This window comes from Arthrobacter sp. PAMC25284 (genome assembly GCF_019443425.1).
GTDB classification, from domain to species: domain Bacteria; phylum Actinomycetota; class Actinomycetes; order Actinomycetales; family Micrococcaceae; genus Arthrobacter; species Arthrobacter oryzae_A.
This window is the reverse complement of sequence record NZ_CP080382.1, coordinates 751,165-768,841: the sequence shown is the minus strand read 5'-3', so window position 1 is coordinate 768,841 and position 17,677 is coordinate 751,165. Positions and strand designations below refer to the sequence as shown.

The 17,677-nt window shown below is 66.7% G+C and carries 16 protein-coding genes and 1 pseudogene; 10 read left to right on the top strand and 7 right to left on the bottom strand.

Features of this window, described 5'->3' with window-relative positions; translation table 11 throughout:
* The first annotated feature begins 411 nt into the window (after positions 1 to 411).
* The 8 genes and pseudogenes from KY499_RS03585 to KY499_RS03550 all read left to right on the top strand — a co-directional run bounded on the left by KY499_RS03585 (position 412) and on the right by KY499_RS03550 (position 9,865).
* The gene (locus tag KY499_RS03585) at positions 412 to 774 is read left to right on the top strand and encodes an SDR family oxidoreductase (RefSeq protein WP_258190952.1); all 363 of its coding nucleotides are present in this window, start codon (positions 412 to 414) and stop codon (positions 772 to 774) included.
* Positions 775 to 894: 120 nt separating this feature from the next.
* Positions 895 to 1,389, top strand: a complete 495-nt coding sequence (locus KY499_RS03580) for a nucleoside deaminase (protein ID WP_123255149.1) — start codon at positions 895 to 897, stop codon at positions 1,387 to 1,389.
* Positions 1,390 to 1,436: 47 nt separating this feature from the next.
* Positions 1,437 to 2,960 (top strand): xanthine dehydrogenase small subunit, encoded by a 1,524-nt coding sequence (locus KY499_RS03575; RefSeq protein WP_219886223.1) that lies wholly within the window; start codon positions 1,437 to 1,439, stop codon positions 2,958 to 2,960.
* Positions 2,957 to 5,332 (top strand): xanthine dehydrogenase molybdopterin binding subunit, encoded by a 2,376-nt coding sequence (gene xdhB / locus KY499_RS03570; protein ID WP_219886222.1) that lies wholly within the window; start codon positions 2,957 to 2,959, stop codon positions 5,330 to 5,332. The genes KY499_RS03575 and xdhB overlap by 4 nt, the downstream gene beginning before the upstream one ends.
* A 1-nt stretch (position 5,333) precedes the next feature.
* On the top strand, positions 5,334 to 6,227 hold the full coding sequence (gene xdhC, locus KY499_RS03565) for a xanthine dehydrogenase accessory protein XdhC (protein ID WP_219886221.1): 894 nt from the start codon (positions 5,334 to 5,336) through the stop codon (positions 6,225 to 6,227).
* A gap of 107 nt (positions 6,228 to 6,334) precedes the next feature.
* Positions 6,335 to 8,162 (top strand): annotated as a pseudogene (gene ggt, locus KY499_RS03560) (gamma-glutamyltransferase).
* A gap of 100 nt (positions 8,163 to 8,262) precedes the next feature.
* Positions 8,263 to 9,594: a S8 family serine peptidase gene (locus KY499_RS03555; protein WP_258190950.1), complete on the top strand. Its 1,332-nt coding sequence runs from the start codon at positions 8,263 to 8,265 to the stop codon at positions 9,592 to 9,594.
* Positions 9,595 to 9,634: 40 nt separating this feature from the next.
* A complete protein-coding gene (locus tag KY499_RS03550) occupies positions 9,635 to 9,865 on the top strand; it encodes a ketohydroxyglutarate aldolase (protein WP_123255144.1) in 231 nt (76 codons plus the stop codon).
* Positions 9,866 to 9,919: 54 nt separating this feature from the next.
* Here KY499_RS03550 and KY499_RS03545 read toward each other — a convergent pair whose 3' ends face one another.
* The gene (locus tag KY499_RS03545; RefSeq protein WP_219886220.1) at positions 9,920 to 10,135 is read right to left on the bottom strand and encodes a hypothetical protein; all 216 of its coding nucleotides are present in this window, start codon (positions 10,133 to 10,135) and stop codon (positions 9,920 to 9,922) included.
* Positions 10,136 to 11,085: 950 nt separating this feature from the next.
* Here KY499_RS03545 and KY499_RS18690 point away from each other — a divergent pair.
* Entirely contained in the window at positions 11,086 to 11,169 is an 84-nt protein-coding gene (locus KY499_RS18690; RefSeq protein WP_219886911.1) for a hypothetical protein, read from the top strand.
* A gap of 328 nt (positions 11,170 to 11,497) precedes the next feature.
* On the opposite strand, the gene KY499_RS03535 is transcribed toward KY499_RS18690, so the two are convergent.
* Both KY499_RS03535 and KY499_RS03530 read right to left on the bottom strand, forming a co-directional pair.
* The gene (locus KY499_RS03535) at positions 11,498 to 12,172 is read right to left on the bottom strand and encodes a substrate-binding domain-containing protein (RefSeq protein WP_219886219.1); all 675 of its coding nucleotides are present in this window, start codon (positions 12,170 to 12,172) and stop codon (positions 11,498 to 11,500) included.
* Positions 12,135 to 12,416 (bottom strand): LysR family transcriptional regulator, encoded by a 282-nt coding sequence (locus KY499_RS03530; RefSeq protein WP_219886218.1) that lies wholly within the window; start codon positions 12,414 to 12,416, stop codon positions 12,135 to 12,137. Before KY499_RS03530 ends, KY499_RS03535 begins: the two co-directional genes overlap by 38 nt.
* 61 nt (positions 12,417 to 12,477) lie before the next feature.
* Here KY499_RS03530 and KY499_RS03525 point away from each other — a divergent pair, with 61 nt between their 5' ends.
* Positions 12,478 to 13,377, top strand: coding sequence for a DMT family transporter (locus KY499_RS03525; RefSeq protein WP_183164480.1), 900 nt, complete (start codon positions 12,478 to 12,480; stop codon positions 13,375 to 13,377).
* Positions 13,378 to 13,399: 22 nt separating this feature from the next.
* On the opposite strand, the gene KY499_RS03520 is transcribed toward KY499_RS03525, so the two are convergent.
* The 4 genes from KY499_RS03520 to hpaE are packed head-to-tail and all read right to left on the bottom strand — an operon-like array spanning position 13,400 to position 17,647.
* Positions 13,400 to 14,209 (bottom strand): HpcH/HpaI aldolase/citrate lyase family protein, encoded by an 810-nt coding sequence (locus KY499_RS03520; RefSeq protein ID WP_183164479.1) that lies wholly within the window; start codon positions 14,207 to 14,209, stop codon positions 13,400 to 13,402.
* Positions 14,194 to 14,979 (bottom strand): 2-oxo-hept-4-ene-1,7-dioate hydratase, encoded by a 786-nt coding sequence (gene hpaH, locus KY499_RS03515; protein WP_123255141.1) that lies wholly within the window; start codon positions 14,977 to 14,979, stop codon positions 14,194 to 14,196. The genes KY499_RS03520 and hpaH overlap by 16 nt, the downstream gene beginning before the upstream one ends.
* Positions 14,980 to 14,981: 2 nt before the next feature.
* A complete protein-coding gene (hpaD, locus tag KY499_RS03510) occupies positions 14,982 to 16,070 on the bottom strand; it encodes a 3,4-dihydroxyphenylacetate 2,3-dioxygenase (RefSeq protein WP_123255140.1) in 1,089 nt (362 codons plus the stop codon).
* A 53-nt stretch (positions 16,071 to 16,123) separates the two neighbouring features.
* Positions 16,124 to 17,647: a 5-carboxymethyl-2-hydroxymuconate semialdehyde dehydrogenase gene (gene hpaE / locus KY499_RS03505; RefSeq protein ID WP_123255139.1), complete on the bottom strand. Its 1,524-nt coding sequence runs from the start codon at positions 17,645 to 17,647 to the stop codon at positions 16,124 to 16,126.
* Positions 17,648 to 17,677: the final 30 nt, after the last annotated feature.

The following is a 17,677-nucleotide window of genomic DNA, read 5'->3' as shown; positions in this document are numbered from 1 at the left end:
GGCCGCGCAGCGGCCGGGGGAGCCACCCGCCGTCGACCTCGCGCGGCCGGATCTCCGCGGCCTCGAGGCGGGCAGCAGCGACGGGGCCGGGTTTCCCCCCGTCCGCTTTCAGAGCCGGAACCGTCGACGGCGGTCAGCGCGTACTCGCTCCACCGCCGGCTGCCCACCGGGTAGCGTTCGCTGATTCCGCCAGCCGCGACCGCAGGCACCAGCATTTCCATCCGGTCTGCTGCTGTCTCGACCTTCGCACGGGAGGCCAGGCGGCCTACCATCATGCGGACGTGTCGGACCCTGATGAGGTGGATGCCCTGGTGGCCTTCACCCTGGGACGCTTCGACCGGCTTGATCTGGCCGTGAACAACGCCCAGCATCTTTGCCCACGGTAGCGAGGCAGAGGCGCTTGAGCGTGCTGTGACGCTGTCCACGATGGAGGGCAGGGGCTATGACATTTACTCGACCAGCAAGCGGGCCCTGGCACAGTGGATCCGGCGGACGGCGCCGACGGCGGAGTGGGCCGGGCACGGGATCCCGCTGAACGCGATTGCACCCGCCGTCGTCCTGACCCCCATGACGGCGGAACTGGTCAAAACTCCTGAAGGACGTGAGCAACTGAACCGGCAGGTTCCCATGCCGTTGAAACGCCCCCTGGAACCCGTTGTGGCGGCACGGCTGCTGGCCTGGCTGACCAGCGGGGAAAACAGCCACCTGTGCGGACAGGTCGTGTTTGTCGACGCGGGCTACGACGCCGTAAGCCGTGGCGACTCCACCTGGTAAGCCGTGCCGCGCCGGTTGGATTTTCTGGATTTATGCCACGGCCGGGCCGCTTCCAAATGCTAGGCCGTCCGGCGTCCGCTGTGAGAAGCTCAAGGATGCAGCCCAACGGAAGGGTATCTCGTGAGTAGCACCGAACCGGCCCAGGATTTCCTGGCCAAAGCCGTCAGGCTCGCCACGGTCAACGTCCTGGACGGCGGCGGCCCGTTCGGAGCCGTCATCGTGACCGCGGACGGGCAGGTATTCGAGGGCGTCAACCGGGTGACCGCCACCAACGATCCCACTGCCCACGCCGAGGTCACGGCAATCCGGCGGGCGTGCAGCGCGTTGGGAACATTCGCTCTGCCCGGAGCCACCCTCTACACCAGCTGTGAACCGTGTCCGATGTGCATGGCTTCTGCCCTCTGGGCCAGAGTGGGGCGCGTGGTATTCGCCGCGGACCGGCATGATGCCGCCTCCGTGGGGTTCGATGATGCCGTGTTCTACGAATACTTCGAGAACGCCGACCGCGACGCGCTGATGCCCGTGTCCCGGCTCGAACTCAGCGATCCGCAGGCGCCGGCCGTTCTTGAGCCCTTCACTACGTGGAACGCCCTCGCCAGCAAAATTGAATACTGACCGGCGCGGATCCGAACACTCGCATCACCGAACGTAGGGGGCCAGGCGTGGACAGCATTGCGGTAACGGTTAACGGCAGAAAACGGGGCTGTGATGGGGTGAGCCCGCACGTCCGGTTGCTTGACTGGTTGCGGGCGGAGGGCCTCACCGGGGCGAAGGAAGGCTGCGCTGAGGGCGAGTGCGGTGCCTGTGCCGTGTTGGTCGCCAGACCGGACGGTCCGGACCGCAGCCGTTGGACGTCGGTGAATGCCTGCCTGCCGTCGGCGGTGGCGTTCGACGGCCAGGAAATCATTACCGCCGAATGCCTCGGCACCGCACCGGGGCCCTGCACGGAACAGGACCTTCATCCGGTCCAGCGCGAGATGGTTGACCGGGGCGGCTCCCAATGCGGATACTGCACCCCCGGATTCGTCTGTGCCATGGCCGCCGAGTACTACCGCCCCGGGCGGAGCGCAGTGCCCGGTGACACCGGGCAGCCCGGCACCGCCGAGAACCGTACCGCCGACGGCGGCGCAGGGCTTGACGCCGGCCACGCCTGCGGCCCCAACGGCTTCGACCTGCACGCTTTGAGCGGCAACCTGTGCCGGTGTACCGGTTACCGGCCCATCCGGGACGCCGCCTATGCCCTTGAGGCCCCGGCGGACACCGACCCCCTGCTGCAGCGCCAGGACGCGCCCGCACCTCCGGCCCGGCACACCCGGGCGAGTGTGGACGGTGCGGAGTTCGTCCGCCCGCAAACCATGGAGGAACTCTTCGACCGGCTGGCCCGGGACCCGGAGGCTGTGCTCGTCACCGGCGCCACCGACCTGGGGGTGGACGTGAACCTCAAACACGCCCGCCCCCGGCTGGTCCTGGCCGTTGACCAACTCGATCACTTGCGGGCGCTCACTCTCGGTGCTGACGCCGTCGAGATTGGCGCCGCCTTAACCCTGACCGAGGTGGAGGACCGGCTCGCCGGACGGGTACCGCTGCTGGATCAGTTCTTCCCCCAGTTCGCCTCGCGGCTGATCAGGAACGCCGCCAGCTTCGGCGGCAACCTGGCCACCGGATCGCCCATTGGCGACGCGGCGCCGGCGCTGCTGGCCCTGAACGCCGCAGTGATCCTCGCCTCCGCGGACGGCGAGCGCGAGGTCCCACTCGACGAGTTCTTCACCGGATACCGGCAGAGCGTGCGGAAGCCCGGCGAGGTCCTCCGGTCGGTGCGGATTCCGCTGCCGCTGGCGGAGCAGACGGCCTTCCACAAAATCTCCAAACGCCGCTTTGATGACATCTCCAGCGTGGCAGTCGGCGTAGCGATTCAACTCGACGGCGGCACAGTCTCCGCTGTTCGAATCGGCCTGGGGGGAGTGGCGGCCACTCCGATCCGGGCCCGGGCAACCGAAGATGCCCTCACCGGTCAGCCCTGGACCCATGAAGTGGCCGCGGCTGCCGCTGCCATCATGGCCACCGAGGGAACCCCGATTGATGATCTTCGGGCCAGTGCCCGGTATCGCTCGGCAATGCTTGAACAGCTCCTGCTCAAGTTTTACGCGCAAACGCAGTCCGACTCCGCCGTGGAGGTTCCCCGGTGACATCCCTGTCAGATCGTCCGGTCAATCCCGTGGTCGGGATGACCGTCCCGCACGAGAGTGCCAACCTGCATGCCACCGGCACTGCCCTGTACACCGATGACCTCATCGTCCGGCACCAGGACGTGCTGCACGCCTGGCCGGTCCAGGCCCCCCATGCCCACGCCCTCGTGGCCGCCCTGCGGACCGGACCGGCGCTGCAGGTCCCCGGTGTGGTCCGGGTGCTGACCGCGGCGGACGTGCCCGGCCTCAACGACGCCGGCACCAAACACGACGAACCACTGTTTCCCACCGAGGTCATGTTCTACGGCCACGCCGTGTGTTGGGTGCTGGGGGAGACGCTCGAAGCCGCCCGTTTGGGGGCCGCGGCGGTGGAGGTCGACTACGAACCGCTCCCCTCGCTGCTCACGCTCACCGAGGCCATGCACGCCGGAAGCTTCCAGGGCCATCAGCCAACGGTCAGCAGGGGAGAGGCCGACGCCGCGCTGGCCGACGCCGCGCACCGGTTCTCGGGCGAGTTCGAATGCGGCGGGCAGGAACACTTCTATCTGGAGACCCATGCGTCGTTCGTCTATGTGGACGAAGGCGGGCAGGTATTTGTGCACTGCAGCACCCAGCATCCTTCGGAAACGCAGGAGATCGTGGCCCACGTCCTGGGCCTGCACAGCCATGATGTGACCGTGCAGTGCATGCGGATGGGAGGCGGGTTCGGCGGCAAAGAGATGCAACCGCACGGGTTCGCCGCCATTGCCGCCCTGGGGTCGGTCCTGACCGGACGGCCGGTGCGTCTGCGGCTGAACCGCACGCAGGACATCACCCTGTCCGGGAAAAGACACCCGTTCCATGCCCGCTGGGACGTGGGATTCGACGCGGACGGCCGGCTCCAGGCGCTCAAAGCCACCCTGACCAGCGACGGCGGCTGGTGCCTGGACCTCTCCGAACCGGTGCTGGCCCGCGCCATGTGCCACATCGACAATGCCTACTGGATCCCGAACGTGGAGGTCAACGGGCGGGTCGCGAAGACCAACAAGACCTCGCAGACGGCCTTCCGCGGCTTCGGCGGACCGCAAGGGATGCTCGTGATGGAGGATTTGCTCGGCCGGTGCGCTCCGTTGCTCGGCCTTGATCCCGGCGAGCTGCGCCGCCGCAACCTCTATGCTCCGGGCCAAAGCACGCCCTACGGCCAGCCGGTGCGCCATGCCGAGCGGCTGACCACCATCTGGGGGCAACTGCTGGACCGGGCCGACGTCGTCCGCCGGCAGGAGCAGATCACGGCGTTCAACGCCGCGCACCCCCATACCAAGCGCGCACTGGCCATCACTCCGGTCAAGTTCGGCATCTCCTTTAATCTCACGGCGTTCAACCAGGCGGGCGCGCTGGTCCACGTCTACAAGGACGGCTCCGTCCTGATCAACCACGGCGGCACGGAGATGGGCCAGGGGCTGCACACCAAGATGCGCCAGGTCGCCGCGACGTCGCTGGGCGTGCCGTTGGCCACCGTCCGCCTCGCGCACACGCGCACGGACAAGGTGCCCAACACCTCCGCGACCGCTGCCAGCTCGGGCAGCGACCTCAACGGCGGTGCGGTGAAGAACGCGTGCGAGCAGATCCGCGGCCGCCTCGCCGAGGTGGCCGGCCGCCGGCTGAACATTCATCCCGACGACGTCCGGTTCTACGACGGCCGGATCACCGGCATCGGCTTCACCGACCAGGTAATCCCGTTCGCGGAGCTGGTCCACGATGCCTACTTCCAGCGGGTGCCTCTCTGGGCCGCCGGCTACTACCGCACAGAGGGATTGCATTGGGACAGCGCCCGGATGCAGGGGGAGCCGTTCAAGTACTTCTCCTTCGGCGCCGCGGTATCCGAAGTGGAGGTGGACGGGTTCACCGGCGCGTACCGGCAGCTGCGCACGGACATCGTCCACGACGTCGGGGACAGCCTGTCCCCGCTCATCGACGTCGGGCAGATCGAAGGCGGTTTCGTCCAGGGGGTTGGCTGGCTGACCCTCGAGGAGCTGCGCTGGGATGTGTCGGACGGAGAGCACCGGGGGCGCCTGGCCACCCAGTCAGCCAGCACCTACAAGCTGCCCAGCTTCTCGGAGATGCCGGAGGTGTTCAACGTCCATCTCTTTGAGCAGGCCACCGAGAGCGGCGTTGTCTACGGGTCCAAGGCCGTGGGCGAACCGCCCCTGATGCTTGCCTTCAGCGTCCGGGAGGCTTTGCGCGCGGCGGTTGCAGCCTTCGGCGCCCGCGGGGCTTCCGTGGAGATCCCCAGCCCGTCCACGCCGGAGGGGATCTTCTGGGCGGTTGAGCAGGCCCGGGCCGGCGCAGCGGCTCCTGCCGGTTCGGAAACCTCCCCCGTGACCACGGACTGATATGGACTGGCTGCAGGCGCTGCACCGGCTTCGCTCGACCAACATGCCGTGCGTCCTGGCAACGGTCGTGGACGTACGCGGGCACGCGCCCCGGGAGGCCGGGGCAAAAATGGTGGTGGCTGCCGGCGCCTCCTGGGGCAGTATTGGCGGCGGCAATTTGGAGGCAACGGTGATCGACCGGTCGCGTGCCATCATCGCTGCCGGCACGGCGGATCCCGAGAGCCAGGAATTCCGGCTGAACGACCACGCACCCGCAGAGCACGGGCGGCAGTGTTGCGGCGGGGTCATCCGTGTCCTGCTTGAGCCTTTTCCCGCCCGGCCCACGGTCGCCATCTTCGGGATGGGCCACGTCGGCCACGAACTCGCCCGGATCCTTTCCCGGCTGCCGCTAAACCTGCACCTGGTGGACAGCAGGGCCGATCGGGTGTCTCCGGCCGGGCTTGCCGACGTCACGGACGGCACTGCCGGGGTCAACGCCCATCACAGTCCCGTCCCGGATACGGTGCTGGGCGATCTGCCGGCCGGATCCCACGTGCTGATCATGACCCACGACCACGCCGAGGACTTCCTGCTTTGCGACGCCGCGCTGCGCCGGAGTGATCTGGGCCCAGTCGGCCTGATCGGCTCGCGGGCCAAGTGGTCCCGCTTCCGTGAGGGCCTCCGGGACGAAGGGCACACCGGGACGGTCATTGACCGGATCAGGTGCCCCATCGGGCTGCCCGGGATTACCGGCAAGGCACCCGCGGTGATCGCCATCAGTGTTGCAGCCCGGCTGCTCCAGGACATCCCGTCCGCGGCAGAAGCGGCAAACAGCGACCCGCGGGAGAGGCACTACGGTCTTTCATTTCAGCCCGACGCCGACCGAATATCTGCGGAAAAGCCCTCGGGGAGCTAACGGGGGACAGGTCCCCGGGCCGAGCGTGCAGGGCGGTATTGAGGGTCCCACCGCCGCGGAGTAGTCTGGCCCCACCACAACCCGCATCACCGTAACCGGGAGGCATCATGCCATTTGTGAGGCGGCGGCTGGCTGCCGCCATGGCGGCTCTGACTTTGGTTGTTACGGGTTGCGCCGTCACCAGCCCCAGGCCCGCCGATGTGCCCGGGCCTGAAAAGACCGCGACCGCCACCGGGTACGACGGCGCGGTGAGCACCGTGGACCCCGAGGCATCCGCTGCGGCGATCGGGGTCCTCCGCGACGGCGGCAACGCGGTGGACGCCGCCGTCTCCGCAGCGGCAACCCTGGGCGTGACCGAGCCCTACAGTGCTGGGCTCGGCGGAGGCGGCTACTTCGTTTTCTACGATGCAAAGACCGGCCAGGTCGGCACGATCGACGGGCGGGAGACCGCCCCGGCCGCGATGCCGAACGACGCGTTCCTCGACCCGGCAACCGGAAAACCGTACCCCTTCACCCCCGAGCTGGTCACGAGTGGCATTTCCGTCGGTGTCCCCGGCACGCCGGCGACCTGGAAGCGCGCACTGGACCGCTGGGGCACTCTGAGCCTCAGCGAAGCCCTCAACCCGGCCGTTGAGGTCGCCACCCGCGGGTTCGCGGTTGACGAAACATTCCGCCAGCAGACCCTCGACAACAAGATCCGCTTCGAGGCCTTCACCTCCACGAGCAGTCTCTTCCTCCCGGGCGGCGAGGCACCCGCCGTCGGCAGTGTCTTCCAGAACCATGATCTCGCCGAAACGTACCGTCTCCTCGCGAAAGAGGGCATGCACGGTTTCTACAGCGGCCCCGCTCGCGGCGGAGATGGTCACCGCGGTCCAGTCCCCGCCGAAAAGCGACACCACGACGCTGCCGGTACCGGCCGGTCGCATGACAGTCGAGGATCTCGCCGCATACCGTGCCCTCGACCAGGAGCCCACCCGCGTGGACTACCGTGGCCTGGACGTGTACGGCATGGCGCCCTCGAGCAGCGGAGGCACCACGGTCGGCGAGTCCCTGACCATCCTCGACCCGTCCAACCTGTCCGAGATGACCGTACCCGGTGCCCTGCACCACTACCTCGAGGCGAGCGCGCTCGCCTTCGCGGACCGCGGCAAATACCTGGGCGACCCGGCGTTCGTCGACGTGCCCGCCACCACGCTCACCGACCCGCTGTTCGGCAAGGAACGCGCATGCCAGATCGACCCGCTGAAGGCGGCTGCGAAGCCGGTCCCGCCCGGTGACGTGTCCGGGTTCGACGGCGCGTGCCCGGCGCCCGCCGCGGCGCCCGCCGACGGGAAAGACACCGAGAACATCTCGACGACGAACCTGACGGTCGCGGACAAGTGGGGGAACGTCGTCGAGTACACGCTCACGATCGAGCAGACCGGCGGGTCCGGGATCGTGGTGCCCGGCCGCGGGTTCCTCCTGAACAATGAACTGACCGACTTCTCGACCGTGTACAACCCCACCGACCCGAACCGGATCGAACCGGGAAAGCGCCCGCGCTCCTCGATGTCGCCGACCATCATCCTTAAGGACGGCAAGCCGTTCCTGGCGCTTGGCTCTCCCGGCGGATCCACGATCATCACCACCGTGGCGCAGACAATCCTGAACCGGGTGGATCTGGGCATGAGCATCGCCGATGCGATCGCGGCGCCGCGGGCCGCGCAACGGAACACCGCCAAGGTCACCGCCGAGCCTGACTTCATCGCCGCGTACGGTACAGACCTGACATCATACGGCCACGAGTTCACCCCATCCGGTGACGCGTTCACTTCGGCAGCGGAGATCGGCGCGGCGACCGCAATCGAGTTCGGTCCCGACGGGCTTATGACCGCCGCGGCTGAGCCCACGAGGCGCGGGGGCGGAGCGGCGATGGTGGTCAGACCGTCAAAGTGAGTGCTCGTTTGGTCCGCGGAACCTTCGGGGGGCGGGCCGTTGCGCCCCTTCGGGGGCACGACGAAACAATTGGTGTCAGAGGAATCCAAAGGGGAATACCGTGATAGATCCAGAATTACCGTCGAATTTCGGCGCCGGGCGGGAAGCCATGGCTGCGGGCTCGATGGAAATGGCCGAGACAACAGGCCGGTACATCGTGGTCTTCGCCGACGATGACGCTAATCCCGCCGCTCTGCTGGAATCCGCCGGAGTTTCCGGTGTGGCGGATTCGCGGGACTTCGATGGCCGCGGCCTGGATGAGGCGGAAACGGGCGGTGCGGGCGGCCTCGTTTTCCATGCGCTGGGAATCGCCGTTGTGTCCGCAGACCCGGATCAGATCGGTGCCATGCAAGTAGGCCGCGAGTCGCGCGGGGCTGTCCTGTCCGTGTCACCGGAATTGGTGCACCACGTATTGGATAGTCCTCCGAACGATTACATCAAGGGTTACCGAGACGGCGTAGCTGACTTAAGCGGTCGTATTGACGGGGCCGGGAATGCCAGCGGGGCAGCAGTTCCCGCGGTCCCCATTTTCCAGGACACTGCGGATTTTACCTGGGGGCTGCAGGCAGTCGAAGCCATGTCGTCCCCATACTCAGGACGGGGGATCAAGGTTGCCGTCCTGGACACCGGCTTCGATTCCACCCACCCGGACTTTGCCGGTCGCAGTATCACCACCCGCTCCTTTGTCCAGGGCGAATCCCCTGAGGACGGTCATGGGCACGGCACCCACTGCATTGGATCTGCATGCGGTGCCAGGACGCCGTCCACGGGGCCGCGCTACGGGGTCGCCCACGAGGCGGAGATTTTTTCGGGAAAGGTCCTCGGTAATTCAGGTTCCGGCACCGACGCGGGAATCCTGGCCGGCATCGACTGGGCGGTGACCAACGGCTGCGCCATCATTTCCATGTCGCTCGGCGCCGACGTCGCGCAGGTTCATCCCCCGTACGTGATGGCCGGTAAGCGCGCCCTGGAGCAAGGAACGCTGATCATCGCGGCGGCCGGTAACAACGCAAGGCGCCTCCAGTCGAAATTCGGCTTTGTGGGAACACCCGCCAACAGCCCCTTCATCATGGCAGTCGGCGCCCTCGACCACCAGTTTAATGTCGCCTACTTTTCTGCCCGCAGCCTTCCCGTCCGGGGCGGACAGGTGGACGTCGCAGGCCCCGGCTGGCAAATCTACTCATCGTGGCCCATGCCGGCCCGCTACCGGAGCATCAGCGGTACCAGCATGGCGACGCCGCACGTTGCGGGCGTCGCAGCCTTGTGGGCTGAGGCATCGGGTTTTCGCGGGCGGGAACTCTGGTCGGTGCTTATTCAGGAGAGCGACAGGTTGATGGCGCCGTCCGTCGATGTGGGCTCCGGCGTCGCGATTTCACCGCAGTCGCAGGTTTGAGTCAGATGCGTCGATACGCCGGGCGGCGTAGGGTGAAAACATGGTCAAGATCAGCGTCACGGTAGATCGGGAGCATCTGCCGGTCATTGCCGACGTCGCCGAAGCCCTGAGTGCCCGGGGCATGCATGTCGAGCAGGTGCTTCCGCTCGGCTTCATCACGGGGTCGGTTCCGGCGGACCGCAGGGAGACGCTTGATGCTATCGACGGCGTCGAATCAGTGGACGAGCAGTTGGACTACCGGCTTCCGTCCCCGGACGAGGACATCCAGTAGTTGTCGCCGGACCGGGGGCCGCGCCCGGTGTCCGCGGGATAGTTGCTGACGTCGTTAGAGCTGGAGCTCTTGAAAGGTGTGGACCTGCAGGCCCGGCGTAAGCGTACCCAGTGCTTCCCGGGCCTCGTTCAGCGGTGACGTCGAGTCGTTCAGCCGGTCCCAGCCGAACAGTGGTGAGAAGTTCAGATTGGTGAGTTCGCTAACTGTGCGGACCGGCACCTGGAACGTCGTCGGAACGAATGACAAATGGCGCACGGTGATTGATGCCATAGTGCCGCACGGATTGATGGGCCTCAGCGGCTCAACATCAGACGTCAGCGTGGTCGGCTATACCCTGGGAGGCGGGCTTCCGGTCATGGGGCGGGTCTTCGGCTTTGCCGCCGATCACGTGCGCAGCGCCGACGTCGTTACCGCGGACGGGCAACTCCGCACCGTGGACGCGGAGCACGAGCCGGAGCTGTTTGGCCTCCTGCGCGGAGGCAAGGGCAACCTGGGCATTGTCACGTCGCTGACATTCGACCTCTTCGAGGTGAAGGATTTCTACGCGGGGGGCGTTTTCTACCCCGGGTCAGCAGCTCAGGAGGTGCTGACAGCGTTCAGCCGGTGGGCCCCGGCGCTGCCGGAGACCGTGTCCACGTCTATTGCATTGCTCCGGTTGCCGGATATGGATATTATTCCGGAACCGATGCGAAACCAGTTCCTGGTCCATCTGCGTTTCGGCCACCTCGGTGATGCGGATTCAGGCGCCCGGCTGCTGGCACCGATGCGTGAGGCCTTGCCGCCCATGATGGATATGGTGGCGCCAATGAGCTACGCCGACATCGACATGATCCACATGGATCCTCCGGTGCCGGTTCCGTTCCTCCACGCCGGTGAATTCCTGCGCGGGTTCGACGCGGATGTGATTGCCGACCTCCTGCAGGAAGTGGGACCGGGAACCGGCTGCCCGCTGCTGGAGGTTGAAATCCGTCTTATGGGCGGAGCTTATACACGGGTCAGCGACGGCACTGATGCGGTGTCGGGTCGGGATGAGCCCTACATCCTGGTGCTCATCAGACTGATGGCGCCGCCCAATATCGAGCTGATCCCCGCCGCGATGGCTTCGATCTTCAAGGCCGTGTCCCCACATAGGTCGGGGCGTACTTTTGTGAACCTGCACGGCGTCCCCGGCGACGAGGCCGACAGGGCACGGGCCCTGGTCGGACGAGACCTATACCCGTCTGGTCCGTGCAAAGTCCGATTACGATCCGGGGAACCTGTTGCGCTTCCAGCACTCCATCGGACAAAAAGCATTCCCGGCCTAAGCGCCAGGGTTCCGGCGCTGGGCCGTTCGGTCCTGAATGGCTGGCCGCCCAGATCCACCTCGACGCCGCCGCGGCCCACCGGGGTGGCTTGGTCTGGGTTCGAAACGCACTTGCGGGCCGCGGAGCGGGCCACAACGCATCACTGCGCCGGACTCCCGCTGGTCTGGTTCCACGATTCCCCGTGAACGATCGCCAAGGAGCAATTCTCTACGTGCTAAACAGTCTGTGGCAGTCCCGAAGGGCTGAACAGGCCGGGCTCGTAAATCCTGGGTTAATCCCCTGTCTCGCCCAGCCTGAGGCCCGAGGTCCCGCTGCTGCAGTCCGGCTGCTAAGCCGCGGCCATCGAGCGCAGGTTTTCCAGTACGACCCGTCCCGCCGGCCAGCTGGCCCAGGCAGGCCGGGTCAAAGCGAAGATGCGCTGATGGACCGAGGCAAGGTCCGTATCGAGCAGGACTGCCGGGGTCATCCGCGGTCTCGAGGCCGGGAACAACGCTACTCCCAAGCCGATATTGACGAAGGATTCGACGACGTCCAAGGCGTCAACCCGGTGCTGGACGCGGGCCCGGTATCCCGCCGACGCGGTCAGGGACTGGATCGCAGCTTCGTCTTCGGGGCCCCGTGAACTCGTGATCCACTGCCTCTCCCGCAGGTATTCAAGGATCTCCGGCAGGGACGCCCCAGCCGGGTCCGGATCGGACGCAGGTGGCACCAGGACACCCCAGGTTAAGGTGTAGAGGTGTTCGGCGATGAAATCCTCATAAGCAGGTCCCGGCGCTGAAGCGAAATCGTAGACCAGCCCAATATCAATCCGGTGCTGGCCCATCATGTCCACGACTTCGCGCGGTTCGGCTTCAATGAGCTCCAGACGGACCTTGGAATATCGCCGGGTAAAGGCCGGCAGCCACGGCAGCACCCGTTGGCGAAGGCTGGTGGTCGACGCGGCCAGCCGCACGGTTCCCACCGGCTCACCGTCGGGGGCAAGGTCGCGGGGAATTGTCTGCAACGCCGTCAGAATGCCCCGGGGCCCGCTCAGCCAGGACCCTGCCGGCGGGAGTCAGGCGGACCAGCCTGCCGTCTGCCTGCAACAGCGCCGTACCCACTTCGCGTTCCAGGGTTTTGAGCTGCTGGGAGACTGCTGAGGTAGCCAGTCCCGTCTCCGCCGTGACTGCGGACATGGTGCCCAGCCGCTCCAGGTCAACGAGCAGCTGAAGACGCTTTGACGACGGAATCGATTGTTCTGATTTCATGAACGAAAGCTTAGTGTTTCGTTCGTGGACGCCGAAGGACCACGCCCTGTTTACTGGCGAAATGACGAGAACCGTATCACCGCAGACCTCCGGCGCCGGACTGGCACCCGTAATGGTGGTGGGGGCCATGGGCTTTGTGCAGTTGGGAGTCGCGCTGTCCCTGCCGCTGGCAGAGCGTCTGGGCAGTTCCTCCACAGCATGGCTACGGCTGTTGTTCGCGGCGGTGTTTATCATGATCCTGACCCGGGCGCCGTGGAGGTCCTTCAGCCGGGCCGCCCTGCTGCCTTTGATCGGGCTGGGAGTCGCCACGGCGGGCATGACCGGCTTCTACCTGGCGGCCGCGCAGCGTATTGATTTGGGCTTGGCGAGCGCGATCGAGTTCCTCGGTCCGCTCTGTGTCGCCGTTGCGTTGGGAACCGGCCGGTCCCGGTTTATCTGGCCGGCCCTGGCAGCCGCCGGAGTCGTGTGCATGACGGAGCCCTGGCAGAGTTCGTTTGACCCGACCGGCTTTTTCTTCGCCCTCGCCGCAGGGGCCGGCTGGGCCGGCTACATTATCTTCACGAAGCAGGCTTCCGGGCTGCTTCCCGGCTCGCAAACACTGGCGTTCTCGCTGCCCATCGCCGCGCTCGTTATGACCCTTCCCGGGATCAGTGGCCCCGGCATGGGCAATTTCCGCCCTGGCGACCTCCTGATCTTCGCCGCCCTGGCCCTGATCAACCCGGTGTTGCCGCTGATGCTGGAATTGTCGGCCCTGCGCCGGATGAAATCAGCAGTTTTTGGCACCATGATGAGCATGGAACCGGCCATCGCACTCCTGGTCGGCGTACTGATTCTCAGCCAGAGCCCCTCCATGGTCCAGGTCCTCGGCATCGGCCTGGTGATCACCGCGACCATAGCGACGCAACTACGGAGCCGCCACGCCGTCCCGGCCCCCCGGATACCGCAGGACGCAGGGGTCTAGGACCGCGGGGGATCAGGCGCGGTCAGTAGCTGGCGGTCCCGGCGTCGTCCTGCCGGTTGACGAAGGCAGCGGCGAGCGCCTCGGAGCCTCGGGCAAGCAGGGCCACGTCGGCGCCGACGAGGACGAAGGCCGCCCCTGCACCGAGGTAGTGCCGCGCGGTGTCGGGGTTGAAGGCGTTGACGCCGGCGGGTTTGCCGGCGGCCATGGCGGACAGGAGGCAGTGTTCGACGGCGGCACGCACCTTCGGGTGTTCCTGCTGTCCGAGCAGCCCCAGGGACGCTGCGAGGTCGGAGGGCCCGAGGAAGATGGCGTCGACGCCGTCGACCGCCAGGATGTCCTCGACGGCGTCGACGGCGGAGGCGGACTCGATCTGCACGGTCAGGCTGATGGTCTCGCTTGCCCGCGCGAGGTATTCGGGGATCCGGTTCCACCGGGCCGAGCGGGCCAGGGCGGAGCCGACCCCGCGGACCCCGTGCGGCGGGTACCGGGTGGCGGCGACCGCGGCCCGCGCCTCAGCCGCCGAGTTCACCATGGGCAGCAGGAGATTCTGGGCGCCGAGGTCCAGATACTGCTTGATCAGGACGGTGTCGTTGACCGGGGGCCGGACCAGGACGTGTCCTGGGTAGCCATGGACGGCCTGGAGCTGGGCGAGGACGGATTCGAGGCCGTTGGGGCTGTGTTCGGCGTCGATAAGGAGCCAGTCCAGGCCCGCTCCGGCGCAGATCTCAGCGACGAGCGGGCTGCCGGAGCAGACCCACATCCCCGCGAGCGCCCGGTCCGCGGCCTCGAGGGCATCCCGGAAGGTGGGCTGCGGCTCTAGTCGAAGCGGCATGTGATGGCTCCCAGGGGTCCGTAGTCGGCGTGAACGGTGTCGCCCTGATAGACCCACAGCGGGCGGGTGAAGGATCCGGCGAGGATGATATCTCCGGCTTTCATCCCGTCGCCGTGGGCGGCGATCTTGTTGGCGAGCCAGTGCACGCCATTGGCCGGGTGGTCCAGGACCCCGGCCGCGACCCCGGTCTCCTCCACCGTCTGGTTCTTGTAGAGGATGGCGGACACCCAGCGCAGGTCCACGGCGTCGGGCCGGACGGGGTTGCCACCTATCACCATGGCCCCCATCGCGGCGTTGTCCGCGATGGTGTCCACGATGGTCCGGCCCTCCATTTCGATCCGGGAGTCCAGGATCTCCAGGGCCGGAACCACGTAGTCGGTCGCATTCAGGACATCGAAGATGGTGCAGCCAGGTCCGGCCAGGTCCTTCTTCAGCACGAACGCGAGCTCCACCTCCACCCGGGGATGCGTGTACTGCTCCCATGGCACGGAGCACCCGGTTTCCAGGACCATGTCATCGAAGATCGCGCCGTAGTCCGGTTCGGTGATGCCCGTGGCGGCCTGCATCGCCCGGGACGTCAGGCCAATTTTGCGGCCCACGAGCCGCCGGCCCGCATCCTCGTTCCGGCGGCGCCAGAGCTGCTGGACCGCGTAGGAGTCCTCCACGGTCATCTGGGGGTAGCGGGCGGTCAGCCGGGGCACCGGAGTCCGGGAGCGGCCGGCCGCCAGCAGTTCGTCCGCGATGGCTTCAATGGTCTGGGAATCCAGCATGGCTACAGCTGCGCCCCGAGCTTGAACCCTTCGACGGCGCCGGAACCGTCGCCGTCGTCCTTGCGGGTGTAGGAGAAGCCGTCGGCGCCGACGGTCACCGCCATCTCGGATGCGTCTGTGCGTTCGATGACGGGCTGGGGGTTGCCGTCCAGGTCCAGGACCAGGGAGGCTTCGGTGTACCAGGACGGGACCACGGCGTTGCCCCACCAGTCGCGGCGCTGGTTGTCATGGACGTCCCAGGTCACGGTGGGGTTGTCCGGGTCCCCGGTGTAGTAGTCCTGGGTGTAGATCTCGATCCGGTGGTTGTCCGGGTCCAGGATGTAGAGGTAGAAGGCGTTGGAGACACCGTGGCGGCCGGGGCCGCGTTCGATCCGGTCCGAAATCCGCAAGGCGCCCATCTTGTCGCAGATCTGGATGATGTTGTGCTTTTCGTGCGTGGCGAACGCGACGTGATGCATGCGGGGGCCGTTGCCGCCGGTCAGGGCGGTGTCATGCACGGTCTGCTTGCGGTGCATCCAGGCAGCGTAGGTCACGCCGTCGGAGTCCTTGATGTCCTCGGAGACCCGGAAGCCGAGATCCTCCAGGTACTTGCGGCCGCGCGGGACATCCGGGGTGACCTGGTTGAAGTGGTCCAGCCGGACCAGTTCCCCGGCGGAGTAGAGGTCGTAGCGCTGGGTGAGGCGTTCGACGTGCTCGGTCTCGTAGAAGAACTCGTAGGGGAAGCCCAGCGGGTCCTCGACGCGGACGGAGTCGCCGATGCCCTTGGTGAAGCCGTCCTTCCGGCGTTCGGTGCGGCAGCCGAGTTCCTTGTAGTAGGCCTCGGCGGCGTCCACCTCGGCGGGGGACTTGACCCGGTAGGCGAAGGCGGCGACGGCGGCGATGGGCCCCTTGCGCAGGACCAGGTTGTGGTGGATGAACTCCTCGAAGGAGCGCAGGTAAATGGTGGTCTCGTCTTCCTCGGTGACGTGCAGGCCCAGGAGGTCCACATAGAACGCGCGGGACCTGGCGAGGTCGGTGACCACGATTTCCATGTAGGCGCAGCGCACAATATCCGGGGCGGGCACCGTGGGGGTGGGGACGAAGTTGCTCATGGTGTTCTCTCTTCTTCGAGGATCCGGGGGGAGGGGTGGCCGGGCGTCGGGACTCAGGCGCCGAATTTAGGGGTGTGTACCGTGCCGAGGGTGATGTGCACGGCCTGCTGGTCGGTGTAGAAGTCGATGGATCGGTAGCCGCCCTCATGTCCGAGGCCGGAAGCCTTGACCCCGCCGAAGGGGGTGCGGAGGTCCCGGACGTTGTGGGAGTTGAGCCAGACCATGCCGGCCTCGACGTTCTGCGAGAAGTTGTGCGCCCGGGTCAGGTCCTGCGTCCAGATATAGGCAGCCAGCCCGTACCGGGTGTTGTTCGCCAGAGACAGCGCCTCGTCGTCGTTCTCGAACGGGGTGATCGCAACGACGGGGCCGAAGATTTCCTCCTGGAAGATCCGCGCGTCCGGGGCGACGTCGGCAAACACGGTGGGGGCGATGTAGTTGCCGGTCGGCAGTCCCTTGGGCCGTCCGCCGCCGGCGAGGAGCCGGCCTTCGGACTTGCCGATTTCCACATAGGAGGCCACCTTCGCGAAGTGTTCCGGGTGGACGAGCGCCCCGACTTCGGTTTTGGGATCGTGCGGATCGCCGACGACGATGTTCTTCGCCCGGGCGGCGTACTTCTCGCAGAACTCCTCGTAAATGGCGCGTTCAACGAGGATCCGGGAACCGGCCGTGCAGCGCTCGCCGTTGAGGGAGAAGACCCCGAACAGGGCGGAGTCGACCGCGGCGTCGAGGTCGGCGTCGGCGAACACCACGCACGGGGACTTCCCGCCGAGCTCCATCGACAGGCCCTTGAGGTTGGCGGCGGCGTTGCGGAAGATGGTCTGGCCGGTGGTGGTTTCGCCGGTGAAGGAAATCAGCGGGACATCCGGGTGCTTGACCAGGGCGTCACCGGCTTCCTCGCCGAGACCGTTGACCAGGTTGAAGACGCCGTCCGGCAGCCCGGCATCTTTGAAAATCTGTGCCCACAGCGAGGCCGAGAGCGGGGTGAACTCGGCGGGCTTCAGAACCACGGTGTTCCCGGTAGCCAGCGCCGGGGCGAGCTTCCAGGATTCGAGCATAAAGGGAGTATTCCACGGCGTGATGAGGCCGGCGACGCCGATCGGCTTGCGGTTGACGTAGTTGATCTGGGCGCCCGGGACCTTCATGGCGTCGTCGAACTGCGCGACGATCAGGTCCGCGAAGAAGCGGAAGTTTTCCGCCGCCCGGAGCGCCTGGCCGCGGGACTGGGTGATCGGCAGGCCGGTGTCAAAAGTCTCCAGCTCGGCGAGCCGTGCCTCCTGCGCTTCGACGGCGTCGGCGATTCTGTTCAGGATGCGGGCGCGTTCGCGGGGCTTCATCTTCGGCCACGGACCGTTCGCGAACGCCTCGCGGGCCGCGGCGACGGCGAGGTCGATGTCCTCTTTCTGACCGGCGGCGGCGGTGGCGTAATTTTCGTTGGAAACCGGATCCAGCACATCAAAGGTTGCCCCGCCGACGGAATCGACGAACTTCCCGTTGATGTAGTGCTGGATGTGCGTGGGCAGGTTCTCCGGGACGTAGTGGTGGGCGGGAACTACGGTGGTGTCAGTACTGGACGTCATTGTTTTTCCTTATTCTTTGATCCATCGCGG

Bases quoted from the DNA above. Each gene is read 5' to 3' on its own strand.
- xdhC (WP_219886221.1), top strand. From the start codon at position 5,334: ATGGACTGGCTGCAGGCGCTGCACCGGCTTCGCTCGACCAACATGCCG.
- KY499_RS03550 (WP_123255144.1), top strand. From the start codon at position 9,635: ATGGTCAAGATCAGCGTCACGGTAGATCGGGAGCATCTGCCGGTCATT.
- KY499_RS03545 (WP_219886220.1), bottom strand. From the start codon at position 10,135: ATGGCATCAATCACCGTGCGCCATTTGTCATTCGTTCCGACGACGTTC.
- KY499_RS03530 (WP_219886218.1), bottom strand. From the start codon at position 12,416: ATGAAATCAGAACAATCGATTCCGTCGTCAAAGCGTCTTCAGCTGCTC.
- KY499_RS03525 (WP_183164480.1), top strand. From the start codon at position 12,478: ATGACGAGAACCGTATCACCGCAGACCTCCGGCGCCGGACTGGCACCC.
- KY499_RS03520 (WP_183164479.1), bottom strand. From the start codon at position 14,209: ATGCCGCTTCGACTAGAGCCGCAGCCCACCTTCCGGGATGCCCTCGAG.
- hpaH (WP_123255141.1), bottom strand. From the start codon at position 14,979: ATGCTGGATTCCCAGACCATTGAAGCCATCGCGGACGAACTGCTGGCG.
- hpaD (WP_123255140.1), bottom strand. From the start codon at position 16,070: ATGAGCAACTTCGTCCCCACCCCCACGGTGCCCGCCCCGGATATTGTG.
- hpaE (WP_123255139.1), bottom strand. From the start codon at position 17,647: ATGACGTCCAGTACTGACACCACCGTAGTTCCCGCCCACCACTACGTC.